This window comes from Cupriavidus sp. IDO (assembly GCF_000812465.1).
In the GTDB taxonomy this organism is placed as follows: Bacteria; Pseudomonadota; Gammaproteobacteria; order Burkholderiales; family Burkholderiaceae; genus Cupriavidus.
Genome location: NZ_JWMA01000012.1, coordinates 26377 through 43290, shown reverse-complemented (window position 1 = coordinate 43290; position 16914 = coordinate 26377). Strand labels below are relative to the sequence as shown.

The 16914-nt window shown below is 66.4% G+C and carries 18 protein-coding genes; 9 read left to right on the top strand and 9 right to left on the bottom strand.

Translation table 11 applies throughout. The annotated features are described in order from the left end of the window. Positions 1-63: 63 nt before the first annotated feature. From RM96_RS36725 to cls, 3 genes are all read right to left on the bottom strand, one after another. On the bottom strand, positions 64-366 hold the full coding sequence (locus RM96_RS36725) for a hypothetical protein (protein WP_082016416.1): 303 nt from the start codon (positions 364-366) through the stop codon (positions 64-66). 274 nt (positions 367-640) lie between these two features. Then, positions 641-1285 (bottom strand): TetR/AcrR family transcriptional regulator, encoded by a 645-nt coding sequence (locus tag RM96_RS04170; RefSeq protein WP_039008011.1) that lies wholly within the window; start codon positions 1283-1285, stop codon positions 641-643. Positions 1286-1381: 96 nt separating this feature from the next. Continuing rightward, on the bottom strand, positions 1382-2818 hold the full coding sequence (cls, locus tag RM96_RS04165) for a cardiolipin synthase (RefSeq protein ID WP_039008010.1): 1437 nt from the start codon (positions 2816-2818) through the stop codon (positions 1382-1384). A gap of 189 nt (positions 2819-3007) precedes the next feature. Here cls and RM96_RS04160 point away from each other — a divergent pair, with 189 nt between their 5' ends. Next, positions 3008-3892: a response regulator transcription factor gene (locus RM96_RS04160; protein ID WP_238587079.1), complete on the top strand. Its 885-nt coding sequence runs from the start codon at positions 3008-3010 to the stop codon at positions 3890-3892. Here the strand turns inward: RM96_RS04160 and RM96_RS04155 are convergent. Further along, complete coding sequence (locus RM96_RS04155) at positions 3889-5697, bottom strand: phosphodiesterase (RefSeq protein WP_039008008.1); 1809 nt, start codon at positions 5695-5697, stop codon at positions 3889-3891. The two genes, RM96_RS04160 and RM96_RS04155, sit on opposite strands and share 4 nt — an antisense overlap. Before the next feature lie 224 nt (positions 5698-5921). On the opposite strand from RM96_RS04155, the gene RM96_RS04150 reads away from it, so the two are divergent. Together RM96_RS04150 and RM96_RS04145 are read left to right on the top strand one after the other, a co-directional pair. Beyond that, positions 5922-7526, top strand: a complete 1605-nt coding sequence (locus tag RM96_RS04150) for a methyl-accepting chemotaxis protein (protein ID WP_039008006.1) — start codon at positions 5922-5924, stop codon at positions 7524-7526. A 208-nt stretch (positions 7527-7734) separates the two neighbouring features. After that, on the top strand, positions 7735-8382 hold the full coding sequence (locus RM96_RS04145) for an HAD domain-containing protein (RefSeq protein ID WP_039008004.1): 648 nt from the start codon (positions 7735-7737) through the stop codon (positions 8380-8382). Positions 8383-8606: 224 nt separating this feature from the next. On the opposite strand, the gene RM96_RS04140 is transcribed toward RM96_RS04145, so the two are convergent. Continuing rightward, positions 8607-9113: an MgtC/SapB family protein gene (locus tag RM96_RS04140; protein WP_039008002.1), complete on the bottom strand. Its 507-nt coding sequence runs from the start codon at positions 9111-9113 to the stop codon at positions 8607-8609. Between the two features lie 121 nt (positions 9114-9234). Between RM96_RS04140 and RM96_RS04135 the strand changes: the two genes are divergently transcribed. Beyond that, the gene (locus RM96_RS04135; RefSeq protein WP_039008000.1) at positions 9235-9609 is read left to right on the top strand and encodes a 5-carboxymethyl-2-hydroxymuconate Delta-isomerase; all 375 of its coding nucleotides are present in this window, start codon (positions 9235-9237) and stop codon (positions 9607-9609) included. Between the two features lie 238 nt (positions 9610-9847). On the opposite strand, the gene RM96_RS04130 is transcribed toward RM96_RS04135, so the two are convergent. The 3 genes from RM96_RS04130 to RM96_RS04120 all read right to left on the bottom strand — a co-directional run bounded on the left by RM96_RS04130 (position 9848) and on the right by RM96_RS04120 (position 11929). Further along, positions 9848-10807, bottom strand: coding sequence for an alpha/beta hydrolase (locus RM96_RS04130; protein WP_052279314.1), 960 nt, complete (start codon positions 10805-10807; stop codon positions 9848-9850). Between the two features lie 132 nt (positions 10808-10939). After that, complete coding sequence (locus RM96_RS04125) at positions 10940-11398, bottom strand: HU family DNA-binding protein (RefSeq protein ID WP_039008136.1); 459 nt, start codon at positions 11396-11398, stop codon at positions 10940-10942. A gap of 282 nt (positions 11399-11680) precedes the next feature. After that, positions 11681-11929: a hypothetical protein gene (locus RM96_RS04120; protein WP_039007998.1), complete on the bottom strand. Its 249-nt coding sequence runs from the start codon at positions 11927-11929 to the stop codon at positions 11681-11683. Between the two features lie 111 nt (positions 11930-12040). Between RM96_RS04120 and RM96_RS04115 the strand changes: the two genes are divergently transcribed. Genes RM96_RS04115 through RM96_RS04105 form a run of 3 tightly spaced genes read left to right on the top strand, consistent with a single transcriptional unit; the run spans position 12041 to position 14428 of the window. Beyond that, positions 12041-12400, top strand: coding sequence for a PepSY domain-containing protein (locus tag RM96_RS04115; protein WP_039007995.1), 360 nt, complete (start codon positions 12041-12043; stop codon positions 12398-12400). Between the two features lie 28 nt (positions 12401-12428). Further along, the gene (locus tag RM96_RS04110) at positions 12429-13097 is read left to right on the top strand and encodes a response regulator transcription factor (RefSeq protein WP_039007993.1); all 669 of its coding nucleotides are present in this window, start codon (positions 12429-12431) and stop codon (positions 13095-13097) included. Positions 13098-13099: 2 nt separating this feature from the next. After that, positions 13100-14428, top strand: coding sequence for a sensor histidine kinase (locus RM96_RS04105; RefSeq protein WP_039007991.1), 1329 nt, complete (start codon positions 13100-13102; stop codon positions 14426-14428). Positions 14429-14446: 18 nt separating this feature from the next. Here RM96_RS04105 and RM96_RS04100 read toward each other — a convergent pair whose 3' ends face one another. Continuing rightward, positions 14447-14944 carry an Mpo1 family 2-hydroxy fatty acid dioxygenase gene (locus RM96_RS04100; RefSeq protein WP_039007989.1) on the bottom strand — a complete coding sequence of 166 codons (498 nt, stop codon included), beginning with the start codon at positions 14942-14944 and terminating at the stop codon, positions 14447-14449. 186 nt (positions 14945-15130) lie between these two features. On the opposite strand from RM96_RS04100, the gene RM96_RS04095 reads away from it, so the two are divergent. Next, positions 15131-15844, top strand: a complete 714-nt coding sequence (locus tag RM96_RS04095) for a Crp/Fnr family transcriptional regulator (RefSeq protein ID WP_039007988.1) — start codon at positions 15131-15133, stop codon at positions 15842-15844. Positions 15845-15874: 30 nt separating this feature from the next. Next, positions 15875-16732, top strand: coding sequence for an arylamine N-acetyltransferase family protein (locus RM96_RS04090; protein ID WP_039007986.1), 858 nt, complete (start codon positions 15875-15877; stop codon positions 16730-16732). Positions 16733-16914 lie beyond the last annotated feature (182 nt).

Sequence of the window (16914 nt, the reverse complement as noted above, 5' to 3'; positions counted from 1 at the left end):
TGCCTCCGGTTGCGACCATAGCCCGATGTTAGTCCTGCCGGACCACGGTGACCATCTTTCGTGTCACCGCCCGTGGCCCCATCCGCCACGCCCGCCTCCCCGGCCGCCGCCATGCCAGCCACCTCCGTTGCCGTGGCCATGCCAGCCATGCCCCCAGCAGCAGCCATAGCTGAAGCTGCCATAGAACCCGCCATACGCCGGCCAAGCACCATAGTACGGATAGCCGGGACCGTAGTAATACGGCGCGGCCGCGTAGCCGGGGTATGCGGGGTAAGCGGGATAACCCGTATCATAATACCCCGGATACGCCACGCAGCCACTCAGCACCAGCGCGAACGCGAGGATCCAGCCGTGTCTGTTAACCATGTCCACCCCGCCGTCTGTCACCCCTGTTGATACACGTTAGACGGGGTGCCGGCGCGCCAATTCCTGCGCCTGTACTGGCCAGCCCGGTTGCACTGCATTCGCGCCATTGGAGTTGGCCGGCATAATCAAGAATTATCCGATTTTCGCGTGAGAATGAACGGAATACATTCTGTTTCGCGCCCCTCCCTTGACCCCCGTCCCGGCTCCTTACGCTGCCACGATGGTGCCCGCCGTCGTGGCATTTTTTTGCTCCGCAAGGATTGCCGCACCGGGATCAGATTCCCTTCTCGACCATATCCAGCAGGCGCTGGCCGATGGCCTCGGCCTGCTCGTGGGCCCGGCTGCGCAGCGGGCCATCGATCAGCAGGATGGCGAGGCCATGGACCGCGGACCACGCGAGATACTCGGCGCCCGGCCGGCGCTCGGCGGGCAGGACACCGGCCTCTACCAGTTTGTCCAGCGCGGCGCCGAGCAACTGGAACGGATTCAGGCCGCTGTTGCCTGCCTTGGCAGGATCTGCGTCATTTTCCACTTCGTCCGGTACCGAGAATGCCGTGCGGAACAACCCCGTTTCGGTCAGCGCAAAGCGCAGATAACCGGTACCAACCGCGCGCAGGCTGGCACGAGCCAGCGCGGCCGCGCCGCGGCCGGGACGCAGTCCGCCGAGTTCCGACTCCATTGCGATGGCCAGCGACGACAGTGCCGCGGCACGCACTGCCTGCAGCAAATCCTGCCGGCTGGCGAAATGGCGGTATGCCGCGTTCGGCACTACGCCGGCGCGCCGGGTTGCCTCGCGCAGAACGATGGCATCGGGTCCGCCTTCGCGGGCCAGGTCGATGCCGGCCTCCAGCAGGGCACGCCGCAGGTCACCGTGGCGATAGGTGCTGCGCGCTGGTGGCGTGGGGGCGGCCCGGGTCATGCTTTTTCCCTGTACACGTCTGTCTGTTATATTTGTTTCAACATAGTGAACAGTGTACACAATCAGGGCGATTCAGGCGCGAGGCCTGGCCCAGGCCTACAGGATCGGCGCAAACAGCTTGGCTACATGCATGGCCACGCGCAGCGGCGCCGGGGCGCCAAGGAATTCGTCCGGGCCTATCCGCTTCGCCTTCGCGAAATCGGCTTCGAGCATGTTGGCTACCTGCGCGGCGAAATTCCTGTCCGCAGTCATCACCATCAGCTCGAAATTGAGCCGGAATGAGCGGTTGTCCAGGTTGGCGGTGCCGATCGCCGCGGCCTCGTCATCGATCAGGATGACCTTCTGGTGCAGGAAGCCCGGCTGGTAGCGGTACATCCGGATGCCGGCGCCAACGGCCTGGTATGCATAGAGCGTGGACGCGGCATAGACCACCAGATGATCCGGCCGGGAAGGAATGAGGATGCGCACGTCCACGCCGCGCAGCACGGCCAGGCGCAGCACCGCGAAGACCGCCTCGTCCGGCACGAAATATGGCGACGTGATCCACAGGCGGCGGCGCGCCGACTGGATCGCCTCGACAAAGAACAGTGAGCAAGTCTCCTGCGCATCGGCCGGGCCAGAGGGTACGACCTGGCAGGTCATGTGCCCGCCGACTTCCGTCGGCGGCATCAGCAAGTGCGGTACCTCGCGCGCGGCCCAGTACCAGTCCTCGGCAAATGCCACCTGCAGGTCCAGCACGGCTGTGCCCTGCACTTCAATATGCGTATCACGCCAGGGCGCAAGGGGCGGGGATTCGCCGAGGTATTCGACCCCGACGTTATGCCCGCCCAGGAAGGCCTGCTTCCCGTCCACGATGACGAGCTTGCGATGATTACGGAAATTCAGCTGGAATCGATTGACGAAACCGCGGTGCGTGGAGAAGGCGCGTGCGTCCACGCCCGCCTCCTGCAGCGTCCTGACATAGCTGCGCGGCAGCGCATGGCAACCAATGCTGTCGAACAGGAAATAGACCTTGACCCCGGCCTGCGCGCGCTCGCACAGGAGCGCCTGCAGGCGGCGGCCAAGCGCATCGTCATGGACGATAAAGAACTGGACGATCAGGACCTGCGTAGCCGTGGCTGCGGCCGCAAAGATGGCCTCGAAGGTATCCGTGCCGTTGATCAGCAGGCGCACATCGTTGTTGGCCAGGCAAGGCATGCCGGTCAGCCGTGGCAGCGCACGCATGCAGGCCTGCTCCGGCGCGTGGACGACACAGGCGCTGCGCGCATCGCGTTCGTCCGGCGTCATGCCATGGCGGATCTCGCGCAGCCTGTCGTCATTGAAGCGGCGCGCATTGACGTAGCCAGCGAAGGTGCTCCGGCCAAAGATCAGGTAAGGCACCAGCGCGAAGTACGGCATCATCACCAGCGACCCCGCCCACGCAATGGCACCCGGCGCGGTGCGCACGGTCATCACGGCATGCAGCGCCGCCAGCACGCCGATGACGTGGAAGGTCAGAACGACTGTCGCAATGACGCTTGGGTTTTGCAGCATCGGCAGGCTTCCGCCACCGGAACCGGGATGGGATGCGCTATTTTGGCACAGCGTGGGCCGCGCCGTGCCGAAAACACAGCATGCATCCCACAGCCGCCCTACGCGTCTGCCCACTTTTTAGGCAGACCGGTTGACCAGCAAGCTGACGCGCCTTGCGGGGCGGCACTGACCAACTTGTCCACACGAACTGTGGATAAGGGCAAGCCAGTTCGGAGATATCCGCCTGTATTTTCGGAGTTGTCCGATTGTTCTACCGTGGCCGAGTTTTTACGCTTTCGGGTCGTCACCCAAAGTGCAAGCCACTGCTTCCGTATGTCCCCGTCGATAAACATCGCACTGCTCAGGGGCAAGTCTGCCCAGATTCAGGTCATCCAGGAGTTGCTAGTCCGCTCTGGGTTCCGCTGCAGCATCTTCAAGGCCGGCCGCGACCTCATCCATGGCATCAGCCAGGCGCCCTATGACATGCTGCTGGTTGACGCCGACCTCCAGGATATTCCGGCGATTGACGTCATTCGCGCCGTTCGCGGCGCCCGCTCGCGCGACCTTCCGATCATGATGCTGGCCGGCTCCGGCGGCGAAGACGAACTGATCGATGCGCTCGATGCCGGCGCGGACGACTATCTGCCCCGGCCACTGAGCGGTCGCGTGCTGCTGGCACGCATTTCCGCGCTGCGCCGGCGCGCCACCGGCGAACGGTTGCGGCAGGGACTGGTGGTACGTGCGGGCCCCTACCGGCTCAACAGTGTCGGGCGCTTCGCCACGCTGCACGGCGAGCGCATCTCGCTCACGCCAAAGGAATTCGACCTGGCCATGCTGCTGTTCTCCAACGCGGGCCGGGTGTTGCCAAACAATCGCATCGCCCACACGATCTGGCGGTACGAACTGCCACCACTGTCGCGCGCCCTGGCTGGCCTGATGTCGCGCCTGCGCAAGACGCTGCACCTGGGCGTCGAGAACGGTGTCACGATCACCGTGGTCTACGCGCACGGCTATCGGCTTGACATTCTTGAAGAAAATTCCGCTGCGCTATTGCTGAATCCGCCAAAGCGCAAGCGAAGGCGCCGGAAGCGCTAGGGCTGAAGGCTGTCAGCCAGCGCCAGGAAGTCAAGCACGGCGATACCGGTTGCGGACCGCTTGGCCTCTCGCTTGGCCGCTGCCGCAGCGGCACCGATATGCTGGCTGCCAAGCCGCTGCAGGCCGGCCACCCCTTCCACATCCACCCGTACCACGCCCACCGCCATCGAAACCGGCGCAAAGAAGACGGGCCGGCCGTGCCGGTCTTCGCCGTGAATGCCGCCCGCGGCGCGGTCTGCCGGCGCATACATCTCGCGCGCGGCGTCGTTGAAACGCCGGATTGCTTCTTGCACACGCCCAGCCCAGTCGGCGCTCTGGTATAGCACCAGAAAATCATCGCCTCCCACGTGCCCGAGAAAGTCGCGGGCGGGATCGCAGGACTCGGTAAGGATGGCGGCGGCGCCCTTGAGCATTTCGTCGCCTTTCCAATAGCCATACTGGTCGTTGTAGGGCTTGAAGTGGTTCAGGTCGACATAGCAGGCATGGAACTCGTTGCCGGCCTCGATCAGACGGTCGATATGCTGGTTGAGCGGGATATTGCCTGGCAGGAAGGTCAGCGGATTGGCGTAGCGCGCGGCCTCCATCCGTACCTCCGTGATGGCGCGGATCAGGTCCGCGCCGGTCCCCAGGCCGATATAGCGATTCTGGTCGGTGATGACAAAACCGTCCGCAAGTGAGCGCGGGTTTTCGCCGGCCAGGATCTGCGCCATCTCTTCCAGGCTGGCATGCTTATCGAAGCAGGCCGGCTCGCGGTTGGCCATGGCAATGCAGGCTTTCTTGCCATACAGCTCCCGATGAAACGGCGCCGCGTAGCGGTCGATGAAATTCTGGCGGCTGATGATGGCCAGCGGCTTCATCTCGTCGTTCACCACGGCAACCGCGTGCAGGTCCGGTTGGGCCTGGAAGCGCCGGAGCACCTCGTCATTGCTGGTGGCCGGCGACACCGTCGGCGCCGCGCGCAACAGCCGGCCGGCGGTAATGCCGGACCAGCCGGAACGCACCATCTGCGGGAACACCGCGATCTGCCTTGATGTCAGCGCCTGCCGCACGTGCGCGGCGGTCTGCGCGACCGGCTCCGCCAGCGGGCGGCCAAGGTAATACCCCTGCGCGCCGGTGACGCCGAGATCCCGGATCACGGCGAGCTCATCCTCGTCCTCGATACCCTCGGCAATCACGCGGCCGCCAAAGGCGCTCATCATCCGCAGGATGCAGCGCAGGATCTCCAGCCTGCGCGAGCACGACGCGATGCCGCGGATCAACGATTTGTCGATCTTCACGAACTGTGGCGATAAATGCGCGAGCAGATCCAGGTTCGCATGCCCGGTGCCGAAATCGTCCAGCGCGTATTGCATGCCCAGCTCGCGCAGCACCGCGACAGCGCGCCCGAAGCTCGCGGCGTCCCCGATCGGCGTCTGCTCGGTGACTTCGATCACGAGCCGCGACGGAGTAATGTTGCCGCCGATCAGCTTGCAAAGCGGCTTTCCCCTTTCGGCCAGCAGATGCCGCAACGTCAGCGGACTGAAATTCAGAAACAGCTTTCCGGGCAGCGCCAGGGCGGACCAGGATGCCAGCGCCGTGCTTGCCGCGTGGACTTCCAGCTCGATGGTGGCAGCCGGGTCGCGAGCTAGCCCGAACAGGGCCTCCGGCGAGGCGCAGGGCGAGCCGAGCGGGCCCCGGATCAACGCCTCGTAACCGAGGATTTCTGCGCTGGCGGCCTGCACGATTGGCTGGAAAACGGCGTGCAGCGGCGGCAGACGCGGTGCCTGCAGTGCACTGCCGGCGGCCACGGGGGCTTCAGGGAACATGGCGGATGGGAGGGATCAGGCGGGCGATAGTCCAGCCTGTATTGCATGACAGCAGTGTGACAGCCGTATGACAGACCCTGCACATCCGAGGATGTCACGCCAACGTCACACATCTCGCCGACTATCCGCGCTGGCTGCGCGACCAGGTGTCCATCCGAGAGACGCCGGCGCGTTGCTGCTTTCCGGGTCTATATCCGGGCCGTGCGCCCGGCAGGAGTGATTTCGTGTTGCAAGCCCTGAAGTTCGGCCTGCCCCGCGCCCGCCGCAATGGCGCGCGTACGTGGCTGGCGAAGCTGCCGCTGGCCGCGCGGCTGTGCGCGGCGTTCGCGCTGGTCTACTTGTTCGGCGCGGCGGTGGGCCTGACCGGCATCGTAAACCTGGTGTCGCTCAAACAACGGACCGACACCCTCTATCAGCGGGACATGCGCGGAGCCATCTCTGCGGAGCGCGCGCAATCCGCACTGGCCGGGCTGGGGCGCGCCCAACTGGCGCTGACGATGGCAACCAGCGGCAGCGAGCGCGATGAGGCTGTTTCCGATATCAACGCTTCCCTCACCAGCCTGGATGCCGCACTGGAAGGCGTGCTGCATGCCGCCCCCGGCCAGGCCGAGCCGCTGCGGAGCGAGCGCGTCCAGACCGGCAAGCTGGTACAGGCCTATGTGGAGCTGCTGCGCAAACAGCCGCTTGACCCCCTGCAGTTCGACAGCGCGGTTTCCGTCGATGGCCACTTCGTCGTCGAGCAGTTGCAGAAGCTGAGCAAACTGATGGAAGCCGCCCGTGCACGGCAAGAGCGCCAGGCGGCCGAGACCGTTGCAAGCGTTGCGTCGAGCCAGTTGACCGCGCAGGCGGTGATGGTGGCGCTGCTCGTGGCCAGCCTGGGCGCCGCCGGGGTGCTGGCATGGTTCGCCGCGCGCAGCCTGACGCGCGAACTGGGCGGCGAGCCGCGCAATGCCGCGCAGGTGGCCAACCGCATTGCATCAGGCGATCTCACTGCGACCATCGCGCTGCGCCCCGGCGACTCCGGCAGCCTGCTCTACTTCCTTGCGGGCATGCGCGACCAGCTGGCCGGCGTGCTCGAGCGTATCCAGTCCTCCGCGCAGGAAATCACGGCCGCCACGCAGGGCATCGCCAGCGGCAACCACGAACTGGCGGCGCGCACCACGCAGCAGGCCACCGCCCTTGCCGATGCCGCCGCCAGCGTGCGCAGCCTGGCGACGCTGGTCGAGCAGGCGCACGCGCAGGCCACCGAGTCCAGCACCATGGCCCGCCAGGCGCGCGAGGCAACCGACTCGGGTACCGCCGTCGTGCGCGATATGAGCGGTGCGATGGACGTTGTCCATGGGCATTCGAAACATATTTCCGAGATCGTCACGGTCATCGAAGGCATCGCCTTCCAGACCAATATCCTGGCGCTGAATGCCGCGGTGGAAGCTGCCCGTGCCGGAGCTGCCGGGCGCGGCTTTGCGGTGGTCGCGCAGGAAGTCCGGGCGCTTGCCCAGCGCAGCGCCAGCGCGGCACGCGAAATCGGCGGCATCGTCGGCAACGCCACGCGCGAGATCGAACGCGGCGCCCGCCTGAGTGCCGACGTCGTTGCCGCCATGGGCCGCATCGAAGCCGCGGTCGGGCACAGCCACATGCTGGCCGAACACCTGCGCGGACTGGCCGACGAGCAAGCACAGGCCGTGCGCGCAGTCGGCCATTCGGTCGGGCAACTCGAGCAGACCGGCCAGCAGAATGCGGCGCTGGTCGATACCGTCGCCGGCCAGGCTGCGCGCCTGGACGAACAGGCGGCAGGGCTGGCCTCGGACGTGGCGCGCTTCCGCTTCTGACACGGCGCCCCGCGTCAACGCTCCGATACAGCTGGTGACAGATGTGTCTGCCGGAAACATTTGACATGGAGGGGTAACCGGCATTTACGTCTCCCTCGACAAAGTTACAGATATGTTTCAAGTTGCGGCGGCCGCGGTTACGCGCAGAGGGGGGATTGCCGAGTAATCTTTCCTCACACCAACCCGATCTGGCCACCGCCAGGAAATCATGTCTGAACGACTCATCATGCTGGACGTCCCCGGCGTCCTTTACTCGGACCGCTCCAACGCACGGCTGGGCGGCACTCCCAATACGGGGACCCTGCGTGATGTCAGGTTCTTCGATCCCATCGCACTTGGTTATATCCGGCGTCTGTTCGGCGTAGCCGGTGCGCGCGTGGTCGTATCGGATGCCTGGCGGCGTGGCACGCCCTCGGCGATCCTGCAGCAGCTGGATCTCCAGGTCGAAGGCATGACCCCACCGGTCGCAGGTGGCCACAGCGCCGAGATTACCGCGTACTTCGCCAGCCGCGTGATGCCGTCAAGCTACGTCATCCTGTCCTGCGCATCGCCCGAGTCAATGACCGAAGCCCAGCGCGAGCACCTCGTGAGCATCGATCCGGCCGAGGGACTGACGGTCGGCAATTTCCGCCAGGCCCTGGACATCCTCGGCGTGGCCTGCCCTTCTACGCTTGCGCCCGCGCCGAAGCTCGATGCAGGCCTGAAGGCGAAACTGGCCCAGCTGCAGCAGCTGGCGCGCGAAAAACCGGCTCGCTTCGATAGCCCGGCACAACCGATCGCCGTCCCGCAGGCCGCCGTTGCCGTGCCGCCGCTTGCGATCCGGCAGCATCGCCGCCGCACCGCGGTGCACGCCTGAATCCATAGCCAGGGTCAGGCTGGACAGGGGCGCACATGTTGCGCCCCTTTTTCATTTTGCCGACTGCGTGGCCTGCGCAATCAGCGCTTGGAGCCCGGCGACGCCTTCTCGCTCAGAAGCAGGTGCGCTCCGTCAGGCTCGACTTGCGAGTGAGCGTGCCGCAGCCGGACAGGACGGCTGGGCTCACCAGGAGTGCGAAAAGTCGTTTCAAGGCAAGGTCTGATTCAGGCCGGCCCGTTGCTCGCGTCCGGATCCTCCGGGTCACCGCTGGCGGCGTGCCGCTGCTTGCCGCCATTCAGCCTGTCCAGCCTGCGGTGCATCGCCATTTCGAAGCGGCCTCCCAGCAGGAGCAAGATCAGCCCCAGGCCCAGTGACAGGCCGAGCACCGCGTAATAGCCGGCACCCGCCGCCGCACCGAGGATTGCCGCCAGCCAGATCGCAGCCGCGGTCGTCAGGCCTTGCGGGCGGTCGCGGGTGCCGTGCCGGGCGATCACGCCCACCCCGAGAAAGCCGATCCCGGTCAGCAAGCCCTGCAGGACCCGCGATTTGGCGTCGGGCGGATGCGCGCTCAGCGTCACCATGCTGACCGCAGTTGCGGCGCCCAGCGAGACCAGACCGAGCGTACGCATGCCGGCGGCCTTGCCATGCCGGTTCCGGTCCAGGCCGATCAAGGCACCGACCAGCAGCCCGCACAGCAGGCGCAGGAAGAGTTCAAGGCTGATGGCTTCCATCTGGAGAATCGGTCGCGCCCGTACGTCGGGCCATGCGGCAAGCTTACCTCCGCCAGTCGCTCAGGCCGAGGGATTCCCCTTATCATGGCGGCACCCCAAGGCTTCTTACCGGATCACTGCCATGCCGCACCTTGTCATCGAAATCACCGAGAACACCCGCCTGAACTGCTCGCAGGAAGAACTGCTCGACGAAGCCAACGCGGCACTGCTCGCATCCGGGGAATTCCAGGAGCCCGATATCAAGTCGCGCTGCATCACGCTCCCGATCTTCCGGCAAGGCGTGGAGAATGAGGAGCGGGCTTTCGTCCATGCGCGGCTGTCCATCCTCGACGGACGCGAACTTGCCGTGCGGCAGGCGCTCGGGCGCGCCGTGTGCGACGTCATTGCCGAGGCCGTACGTCCATCCGCCGATGGCCAGAGCGTGCAGATCTCCGTCGAAGTGCGCGAAATGGAGCGCGCGAGCTACGCCAAGCAGATCATCGCAGGGCCACAGTGAATATTCCTGGCAGCGCGCCGGCGTTTCAGCAAAGAAAAAGCCCACGACCACTGCTGGCCGCGGGCTGAACCTCCGGGAGAACACCGGAAGCTGGTTGTCACGGGGAGCGCCCCCGCACCCATGACGAAGCCGATTCTAGGGGGGCGCGGGTACCGGCAATTTGACGTGGATTAAGCCGCTGCCATATCGCCGCAAGCTTCCGCGCGCGGACGCTACCCGCATGGCGTGTGCCTCGCATTCATGCCGCGTCCGCCACTGCCTCAGGCACAGCCCGCTCGCCCGCCGTACCCGCTTCGTCCGCCAGCACGGCCCTGACGATTTGCGCAAAGGCCGCATCGGCCTCCGGCATCGGCAGCAGCATCCAGACGTGGAACATCCCTTCGTACTCGTAGTACTGGAGCGGCAGGTCTCGTTCCTGCGCCTGCATGCGGAACAAGCGGCAATCCGGCAGCAGGATGTCGTGGGTGCCGATAAACAGCGAGACAGGCGGCAGCCCGCGCAGATCGCCACGCATCGGGCTGACCTGCGCCAGCGTAACCGGGTCGCCACCGGCGTACACCCGGCCGCACTCGATGCCGCCCGGTCGCGACAGCATCAGGTCAAGCGGCTCCAGTGCGTCAATGCCGGGGTTCTCACCGGTAGCGTCCAGGAACGGTGACAGCAGCACCAGCCGCTGTGGTTGCGGCTGTCCGCTGTCGCGCAGCAACTGCGTCAGCGCCAACGCCATGCCGCCGCCGGCCGAGTCGCCCATCACGGTCAGGTCCATCCCCGGGTCCTGGTGCCGCAATTGCGCATAGAGCGGCTGCAGACAGCCGAAGACTTCCCGGTACGAATACTCCGGCGCCAGCGGATAGATAGGCACCGTCACCGTACAGCCGAGTGCATCGACCAGCTTGCCGATGAAATCCCAGTGCTGCCTGACGATGTCGAACACGTAGCCTCCGCCGTGCAGGTAGAGCACGTGGCGGGCGCGCCCGGCATTCGGCGCGCCTCTGGGGCTCACCGTGTAGACCTCCATCCCCTCGACCCGGGCGACATTGATGTCATGCCTGGCACACAGCCTTGCCGACGGATGGGCCCGGCCGGCAAGGCGCCGGCGGCGGATCTCCTCGTGCAGCGCCTGCACGCTGGCAAAGCGCTGCTTGCGCCGGACCACCCGCAAGGCCAGCCGCCACAGGCGGCATCGGATACTGGGCATGGTTTCTCCTCCTGTTGCCGGTCTGGCGCCGGCGTCGGCAATGCGCGGAACACGTCTCGGACGCTTCCGGAGCCCGAAAAAAAAAGGAGCCGGCAGGCGGCTCCTTTTTCAGTACTGACAAGCTGTCGCGAATTAAGCTGCGGCGTCCTTCAGCTTCTTCAGCGGGCGCACCTTGACCTTGACGCTGGCCGGCTTGGCCGGGAACCAACGCTCTTCGCCAGTGAACGGATCCTTGCCGAAGCGCTTCTTCTTGGCCGGAACTTGTTGCGCGGTCACCTTCAGCAGGCCCGGCAGCGTGAATTCGCCAGCGCCCTTCTTGTTCAGTGCGCTAACGATGGTGTTTTCCAGATGGGCCAGCACCGTCTTCACGGCCTTGGCTTCCAGCTGGGTCTGAGCTACCAGGTGAGCGACCAGGCTCGACTTGTTGAAGGTGTCCTTCAGCGGACGCGGGGTCACCGCGGCAGCCGGAGCAGCCTTCTTGGCCGGCGCGGCCTTCTTTGCGGCAGCCTTCACAGGAGCCTTGGTTGCCGCGGCCTTCTTGGCAGCGGGCTTGGTTGCAGTCTTCGCGGTCGGTTTCGCTTTGGTCGCCATATCGATATACGTGAGTTGAACAATAAGAGCCGGCGGATCGCTTCGCATCGCGTTGCAGATCGTCTATGCCGACGCCCACTGAATCATAGCGGAAACAACCACAAGTCAAGGGTTTTTCATGCGCCCAAACAGCAAAACCCCGTGAAAACCCCGTGTTTTGTCGCAGCTTTACCTCATCGGAAGCGCGTTGAGGGCCTACGTACCCCCACTTTCGCGTTCTTCGCGATCTCGCAGCCGGTCCGTTTGCGTCCGGAATGCCTTCGCGCCGCGTACGAAATTCAGCTACTCGCCGAGGCAAAATGCCAGCAGCGGACCCGCTGCCAGCGCACCGAGCGCGACCATCGCCGGGCTGGCGTCGGCACGCATCCATTCATGCCAGAGCGCGAGGAGGTCGACCTGCATCCAGAACACGCTCGCCACGCACAGGATGGAGAACGGTGCCCCCATCACCAGTGCGAGTACGCGGTGGTGGCGGCGGCGCAGCGATGGGAAGCGGGATACAACGGGGGCATGCATGGGGCTGGACGACATGTCTGGACTCCGGAGGATGGCGTTGGCAAGCATTGTCGTAAGCACGGCGTGAACCCGTGCTGAGCGACCCGTTCAGCCCGCGTTCAGTGTTTCTGATGCAAACTTCAGGCCATGAGCCGCTTGCTTCCCGCCTTCCTGCGCCGCCCCGCAGTCGCCCTCATTCCCGCCGCAATCGTGCTGGCGCTGGCTGCCGTCACCCCCGCCCATGCGGACAAGGATGCCGACCGCGCACGCGCCGCGGTGCAGTCGGGCGAGATCCTGCCGCTGTCGCGCATCCTGGAAACGGTAGCCAGCCAGTACGCCGGCGACGTGATCGGCGTCGAACTGGATCGCGATGACGGCATCTGGCAGTACGAAGTCAAGCTGCTGCTGCCCACCGGCTCCGTGGCAAAGCTCAAATACGATGCCCGCACCGCGGCCCTGATCAAGGCCAAGGGACGCGACCTCGACCAGGCCCGCAAGAAGCCATGACGGACACCAAGGGACACGGAGCGAACCGATGCGCATCCTGCTGGTAGAAGACGAAGCGACCCTTTCGGGGCAGATCCGCGCGAGCCTCGCCGAAGCAGGCTACGCCGTCGACCTGGCGGCGGACGGCCTGGATGCCTGGCACCTGGGCAGCCAGGAGCCCTACGATGCCGTCATCCTCGACCTCGGCCTGCCGCGCCTGGATGGCCTCTCTGTCCTGCGCCGCTGGCGCGCGGAGCGGCTCAACCTGCCGGTGCTGATCCTGACCGCCCGCGACAGCTGGACCGAGAAAGTCGAAGGCATCGATGCCGGTGCCGACGACTACCTTGCCAAGCCGTTCCGCATGGAGGAGCTGCAGGCGCGCATCCGCGCACTGATCCGGCGCAGCCACGGCATGCCTGCCCCCGAGCTGTCCTGCGGGCCGGTGCTGATGAATCCGCGCGCCGGCACGGTGAGCGTCAACGGCGCGGCCGTGGTCCTGACCGCGCACGAGTTCAAGGTGCTGGACTACCTGATGCACCATCCCGGCGTCATTGTCAGCAAGACCACGCTGACAGAGCACATCTATGCCCAGGATTTCGACCGGGACAGCAACACTATCGAGGTCTTTGTCGGGCGCCTGCGCCGCAAGCTCGGCGTGGACGTGATCGAGACCGTGCGCGGACAGGGCTATCGGCTGCGCCCGCCGCCGGCCGCCTAGCCATGCGAAATTCCCTCGCACTGCGGCTGCTTGCCGTAGCAGCGATCTGGCTGGCCGCGGCGCTGGGCGCGAGCGGATGGCTGCTGTCGACGCTGTTCGAGCGTCACGTCAACGACACTTACGTGCGCCAGCTCGACCATCAGCTGACCAGCCTGGCGGCGGCGCTGGACTGGGCTCCGGACGGCAAGCTGCTGCTGACCCGTGCGCCGGCCGATCCCCGCTATGAACTGCCCTATTCCGGCGCCTACTGGCAGGCGCGGGCGCCCGGCGCCCTGCTGCGTTCGCGTTCGCTGTGGGATACCGAAATGCCGGTTACCGTCGGTCAAAAGGTAGCCGGCACCCAGGCCGACGTGCGCCCCGGCCCGAACCGTCAGTCGCTGCTGGTGGTATCGAGGCAGCTCGTGCTGGCATCTTCGGACACCCCGGTGGAACTCTCCGTCGCGCTGGACCGGACCGAGCTGCGCGCCGCGCGCTACGCCTTCAACCAGTTGCTCGGATGGTCGCTGACGGCGCTGGGCGCCGGCCTGCTACTGGCCATTGCCGCACAGGTGAAGTTCGGGCTGGCGCCGCTGGCGCGCCTGCGGCGCGCGCTTTCCGCCATGCAGGCGCGGCGCGAAAGCCGCCTGGGCGGCAGCTGGCCAACGGAAGTCGTGCCGCTCGTCAGCGAAATCAATGCGCTGCTGGCGCGCAATGCCGAGGCGCTGGAGCGCTCTCGCCGCCAGGCGGCTGACCTGGCGCATGCGGTCAAGACGCCGCTGGCGGTCATCGCCAACGAGGCGGGCAGCCTGCCGGGTGGCACCGCCGACGCGGTGACAAGGCAGGTGGAAGCAATGCGCAGGCAGGTGGATCGCCATCTCGCGCGGGCGCGCGCTGCCGGTGCGGCAGCCGCGCGTGGCGCACGGATCGAAGCCGGGCCGGCTGTGCGGGAACTGACGCGCGCCCTCTCCCGCCTGCATGCGGCACGTGCGCTGGAGATGACTGTGGAAGGCGAAGGTCACTTCGCCGGAGACCGGCAGGACCTGATCGAGATGCTCGGCAACCTGCTCGACAATGCCTGCCAGTGGGCCACTTCCCAGGTTCGGATCCGCCTGCATGAAGACGGTGGCATGCTCGAAGTAGTGGTGGAGGATGACGGCCCGGGCATGCCGCCCGAGGCTCGCGAGCTGGCCGCCACGCGCTTTGGCAGGCTCGACGAGGCCGCCGCCGGCAGCGGCCTGGGGCTGTCCATCGTGACGGAAATTGCCGCTTTGTACGACGGAGCGCTGACGCTTGCCGGCAGTCCGCAGGGCGGACTTTCGGCCCGGCTGCGGCTGCCTGCCGGAATGGCCTGAGCCTGCGCTACCGCCGCTTCAGGGCGCGTGGGCGCCCATCGCCTCGCGTGTATCGCGGGCCAGGCCGAGCGCGAAGGCAGTTTCCGCGACCAGGAACAGCGGGCCGACCAGCAGGCCGACCAGGTCGTCAACGAAGGCAGGCTTGCGGCCTTCGTAATAGTGGCCGATGAACTGGATGACCCAGCCCACTACGAACAGGCCTGCACCGGCCGTCAGCCACCAGCCGGTCGGCAGCGCGGCAATCAGGGCGCCCACGTAGAGAAAGACGGCCAGGATCGCGGCCATGGCTATCCCGAAGCCAAGCGACAGGCGCAGGTAGAACAGGCACGACAGGATATACACCAGCATCGCCGGCGTCAGGTAGGCCGAGCCATCGCCCAGCGGTATGGCGGGGCGGCCCAGCAGCGCGGTCACTGCCAGCACGATCATCGGGATGCCGATGAAGTGGGTAAAGACGTTGCGCGGGTCCCGATGGTAGGCGGCGTAGTTCGCCAGGTGATCGATCAGGGTCTTCACGGGGGCGTCTCCTTGTTGCGGCGCGCGCAGGCAAGCATTCAGCCCATCGCTACCGGATTCATTGTGGATTTATAGTAGTGGGCGCGGGGCCGCGCAGTCTGTCCGGTTTTTGACAGTCTGCACGGTGCCGCGCAGAACGGGTTCGAACCCGTCCGCGCAGACAAGCAACAGTAGACCGGAGACGACATGGGTGCCGCAATCCAGCCCGGCAAGCCCACCGATGCGCTGGGCGCCGTCCGCACGGGGGCGTGGTTTGCCCAGTTGCCCGACGCGCTGCAGCAGGCGCTGCTCGCCGACGGCACGCTGCGCCGTCTGGTGACGGGCGAGACCCTCTTTGCGCGAGGCGACGCGTTCGACGGGCTGTATTGCGTTGTCAGCGGCACGGTGCAGATCGATGCCAGCGGGGAATCCGGCAAGGCCGCCCTGCTCGGCCTGCTGGAGCCCGGTACATGGTTCGGCGAAATCTGCCTGTTCGACGGGCTGCCGCGCACGCACGACGCGCGCGCGGTCAGCGCAACCACGTTGCTGCACGTGCCGCGCACCCGGCTCGAGCATCTGCTGGCCGGGCAGCCGGCATGGTGGCGCGAGTTCGGCCGGCTGCTGGCCAACAAGACCCGGCAGGCTTTCGATTTTGTCGAGGAGGCGCAGCTGCTGCCGCCCGCGGCGCGCACGGCCCGCCGCCTCGCCGCGATCGCGCACGGCTACGGCAACTTCCCCGAGCAGGGTCCCGTGGGCGTGCGCACGGTGCGGATTCCCCAGGAACAGCTGGCCCAGATGCTCGGCCTGTCCCGCCAGACCGTCAACCACGCACTGCGCGAGCTGGAAGCGCGCGGCCTGCTGCGGCTGCGGTACGGCGGCATCGACCTGGTTGACCTGCCGGCGCTGGAATCGCTTCACTGAGCCGGTTTTCGCCTCCCGATCCCAATACAGATGATGATCCTCGACGCTCCCCGCCTGGACGCCTACCTGGCACGCCTGGGCATCGATGCTCCGCCCTCGCCAACGCTGGAGGCGCTCGATACGGTGATCGCGGCCCAGCTTGCCCGCATTCCCTTCGAGAACGTCGATCCGCTGCTGGGTCGCCCGGTGGCGATCGATCTGGACACTGTGTTCGACAAACTGGTGACGCGCGGGCGCGGCGGCTACTGCTTTGAGCTCAACACGCTGCTGGCCGCGGCACTGGCCGCGCTGGGCTTTGCGGTCATCCCGCTGGCTGCGCGCGTGCGCTGGGGCATGCCGGATGCCGTGCAGACCATGCCCTCGCACATGCTGCTGCGGGTGGAAGCCGAGCACCGTAGCTATATCGCCGATGTGGGTTTTGGCGGTCCGACGCCGCCCCGCGCGCTACCGCTTTCGGGCCCTGCTCCCGACGCGTCCTCCTATCGGCTGGTCCCCGCCCCGGCTGCGCTCTCCGGCAGCGCCTTTCACTGCCTTGACCTGGAGGTGCACGGCGCAAGCGGCTGGATGAAGGTCTATCGCTTCGACCTGACGCCGCAGGAATGGATCGATTTCGTCTCGCGCAACTGGTACGTCGCGACGCATCCGGACAGCGTCTTCGTGAGCAGGCTGATGGCCGCGCGCACCGATGGCGCCGCACGCCTGACGCTGTTGAATGGTGATCTGGCCGAGCGTGGCGCGGACGGCAGCGTGAGCAAGGTGCGGCTGGGCACGCCGGCCGACGTCATCGATGCGCTCTCGAACCGCTTCGGCCTGACGCTGGACGATCCACTGCGCGCAGCGCTGGCGGGCGCGCTCCCGAACCTCCTGCAATCCGCGCCGGGAAGCTGACTTCTTACGGGTTCTCCCGTAGCCGTTCCGCTGTGCAGCATGCCTGCCATGCACGGCGCGCATTGCCTGCAGAAAGATTGCTGATATGCGCCGCGCGCGGGGTATCTGCCTGTGGACTGGGCGAAACCGCCCAACCATAATGTTCCGGCGGTACTTCACCAAGGCGTGCTGCCAGGCAGAAC

What these genes read in the sequence shown, in the direction of transcription:
- RM96_RS04125 (WP_039008136.1), bottom strand. Translation starts at nt 11,398, where the DNA reads ATGGCGACCAAAGCGAAACCGACCGCGAAGACTGCAACCAAGCCCGCT.
- RM96_RS04130 (WP_052279314.1), bottom strand. Translation starts at nt 10,807, where the DNA reads ATGCCCAGTATCCGATGCCGCCTGTGGCGGCTGGCCTTGCGGGTGGTC.
- RM96_RS04110 (WP_039007993.1), top strand. Translation starts at nt 12,429, where the DNA reads ATGCGCATCCTGCTGGTAGAAGACGAAGCGACCCTTTCGGGGCAGATC.
- RM96_RS04145 (WP_039008004.1), top strand. Translation starts at nt 7,735, where the DNA reads ATGTCTGAACGACTCATCATGCTGGACGTCCCCGGCGTCCTTTACTCG.
- RM96_RS04170 (WP_039008011.1), bottom strand. Translation starts at nt 1,285, where the DNA reads ATGACCCGGGCCGCCCCCACGCCACCAGCGCGCAGCACCTATCGCCAC.
- cls (WP_039008010.1), bottom strand. Translation starts at nt 2,818, where the DNA reads ATGCTGCAAAACCCAAGCGTCATTGCGACAGTCGTTCTGACCTTCCAC.
- RM96_RS04120 (WP_039007998.1), bottom strand. Translation starts at nt 11,929, where the DNA reads ATGTCGTCCAGCCCCATGCATGCCCCCGTTGTATCCCGCTTCCCATCG.
- RM96_RS36725 (WP_082016416.1), bottom strand. Translation starts at nt 366, where the DNA reads ATGGTTAACAGACACGGCTGGATCCTCGCGTTCGCGCTGGTGCTGAGT.
- RM96_RS04090 (WP_039007986.1), top strand. Translation starts at nt 15,875, where the DNA reads ATGATGATCCTCGACGCTCCCCGCCTGGACGCCTACCTGGCACGCCTG.
- RM96_RS04155 (WP_039008008.1), bottom strand. Translation starts at nt 5,697, where the DNA reads ATGTTCCCTGAAGCCCCCGTGGCCGCCGGCAGTGCACTGCAGGCACCG.
- RM96_RS04135 (WP_039008000.1), top strand. Translation starts at nt 9,235, where the DNA reads ATGCCGCACCTTGTCATCGAAATCACCGAGAACACCCGCCTGAACTGC.
- RM96_RS04105 (WP_039007991.1), top strand. Translation starts at nt 13,100, where the DNA reads ATGCGAAATTCCCTCGCACTGCGGCTGCTTGCCGTAGCAGCGATCTGG.
- RM96_RS04095 (WP_039007988.1), top strand. Translation starts at nt 15,131, where the DNA reads ATGGGTGCCGCAATCCAGCCCGGCAAGCCCACCGATGCGCTGGGCGCC.
- RM96_RS04140 (WP_039008002.1), bottom strand. Translation starts at nt 9,113, where the DNA reads ATGGAAGCCATCAGCCTTGAACTCTTCCTGCGCCTGCTGTGCGGGCTG.
- RM96_RS04115 (WP_039007995.1), top strand. Translation starts at nt 12,041, where the DNA reads ATGAGCCGCTTGCTTCCCGCCTTCCTGCGCCGCCCCGCAGTCGCCCTC.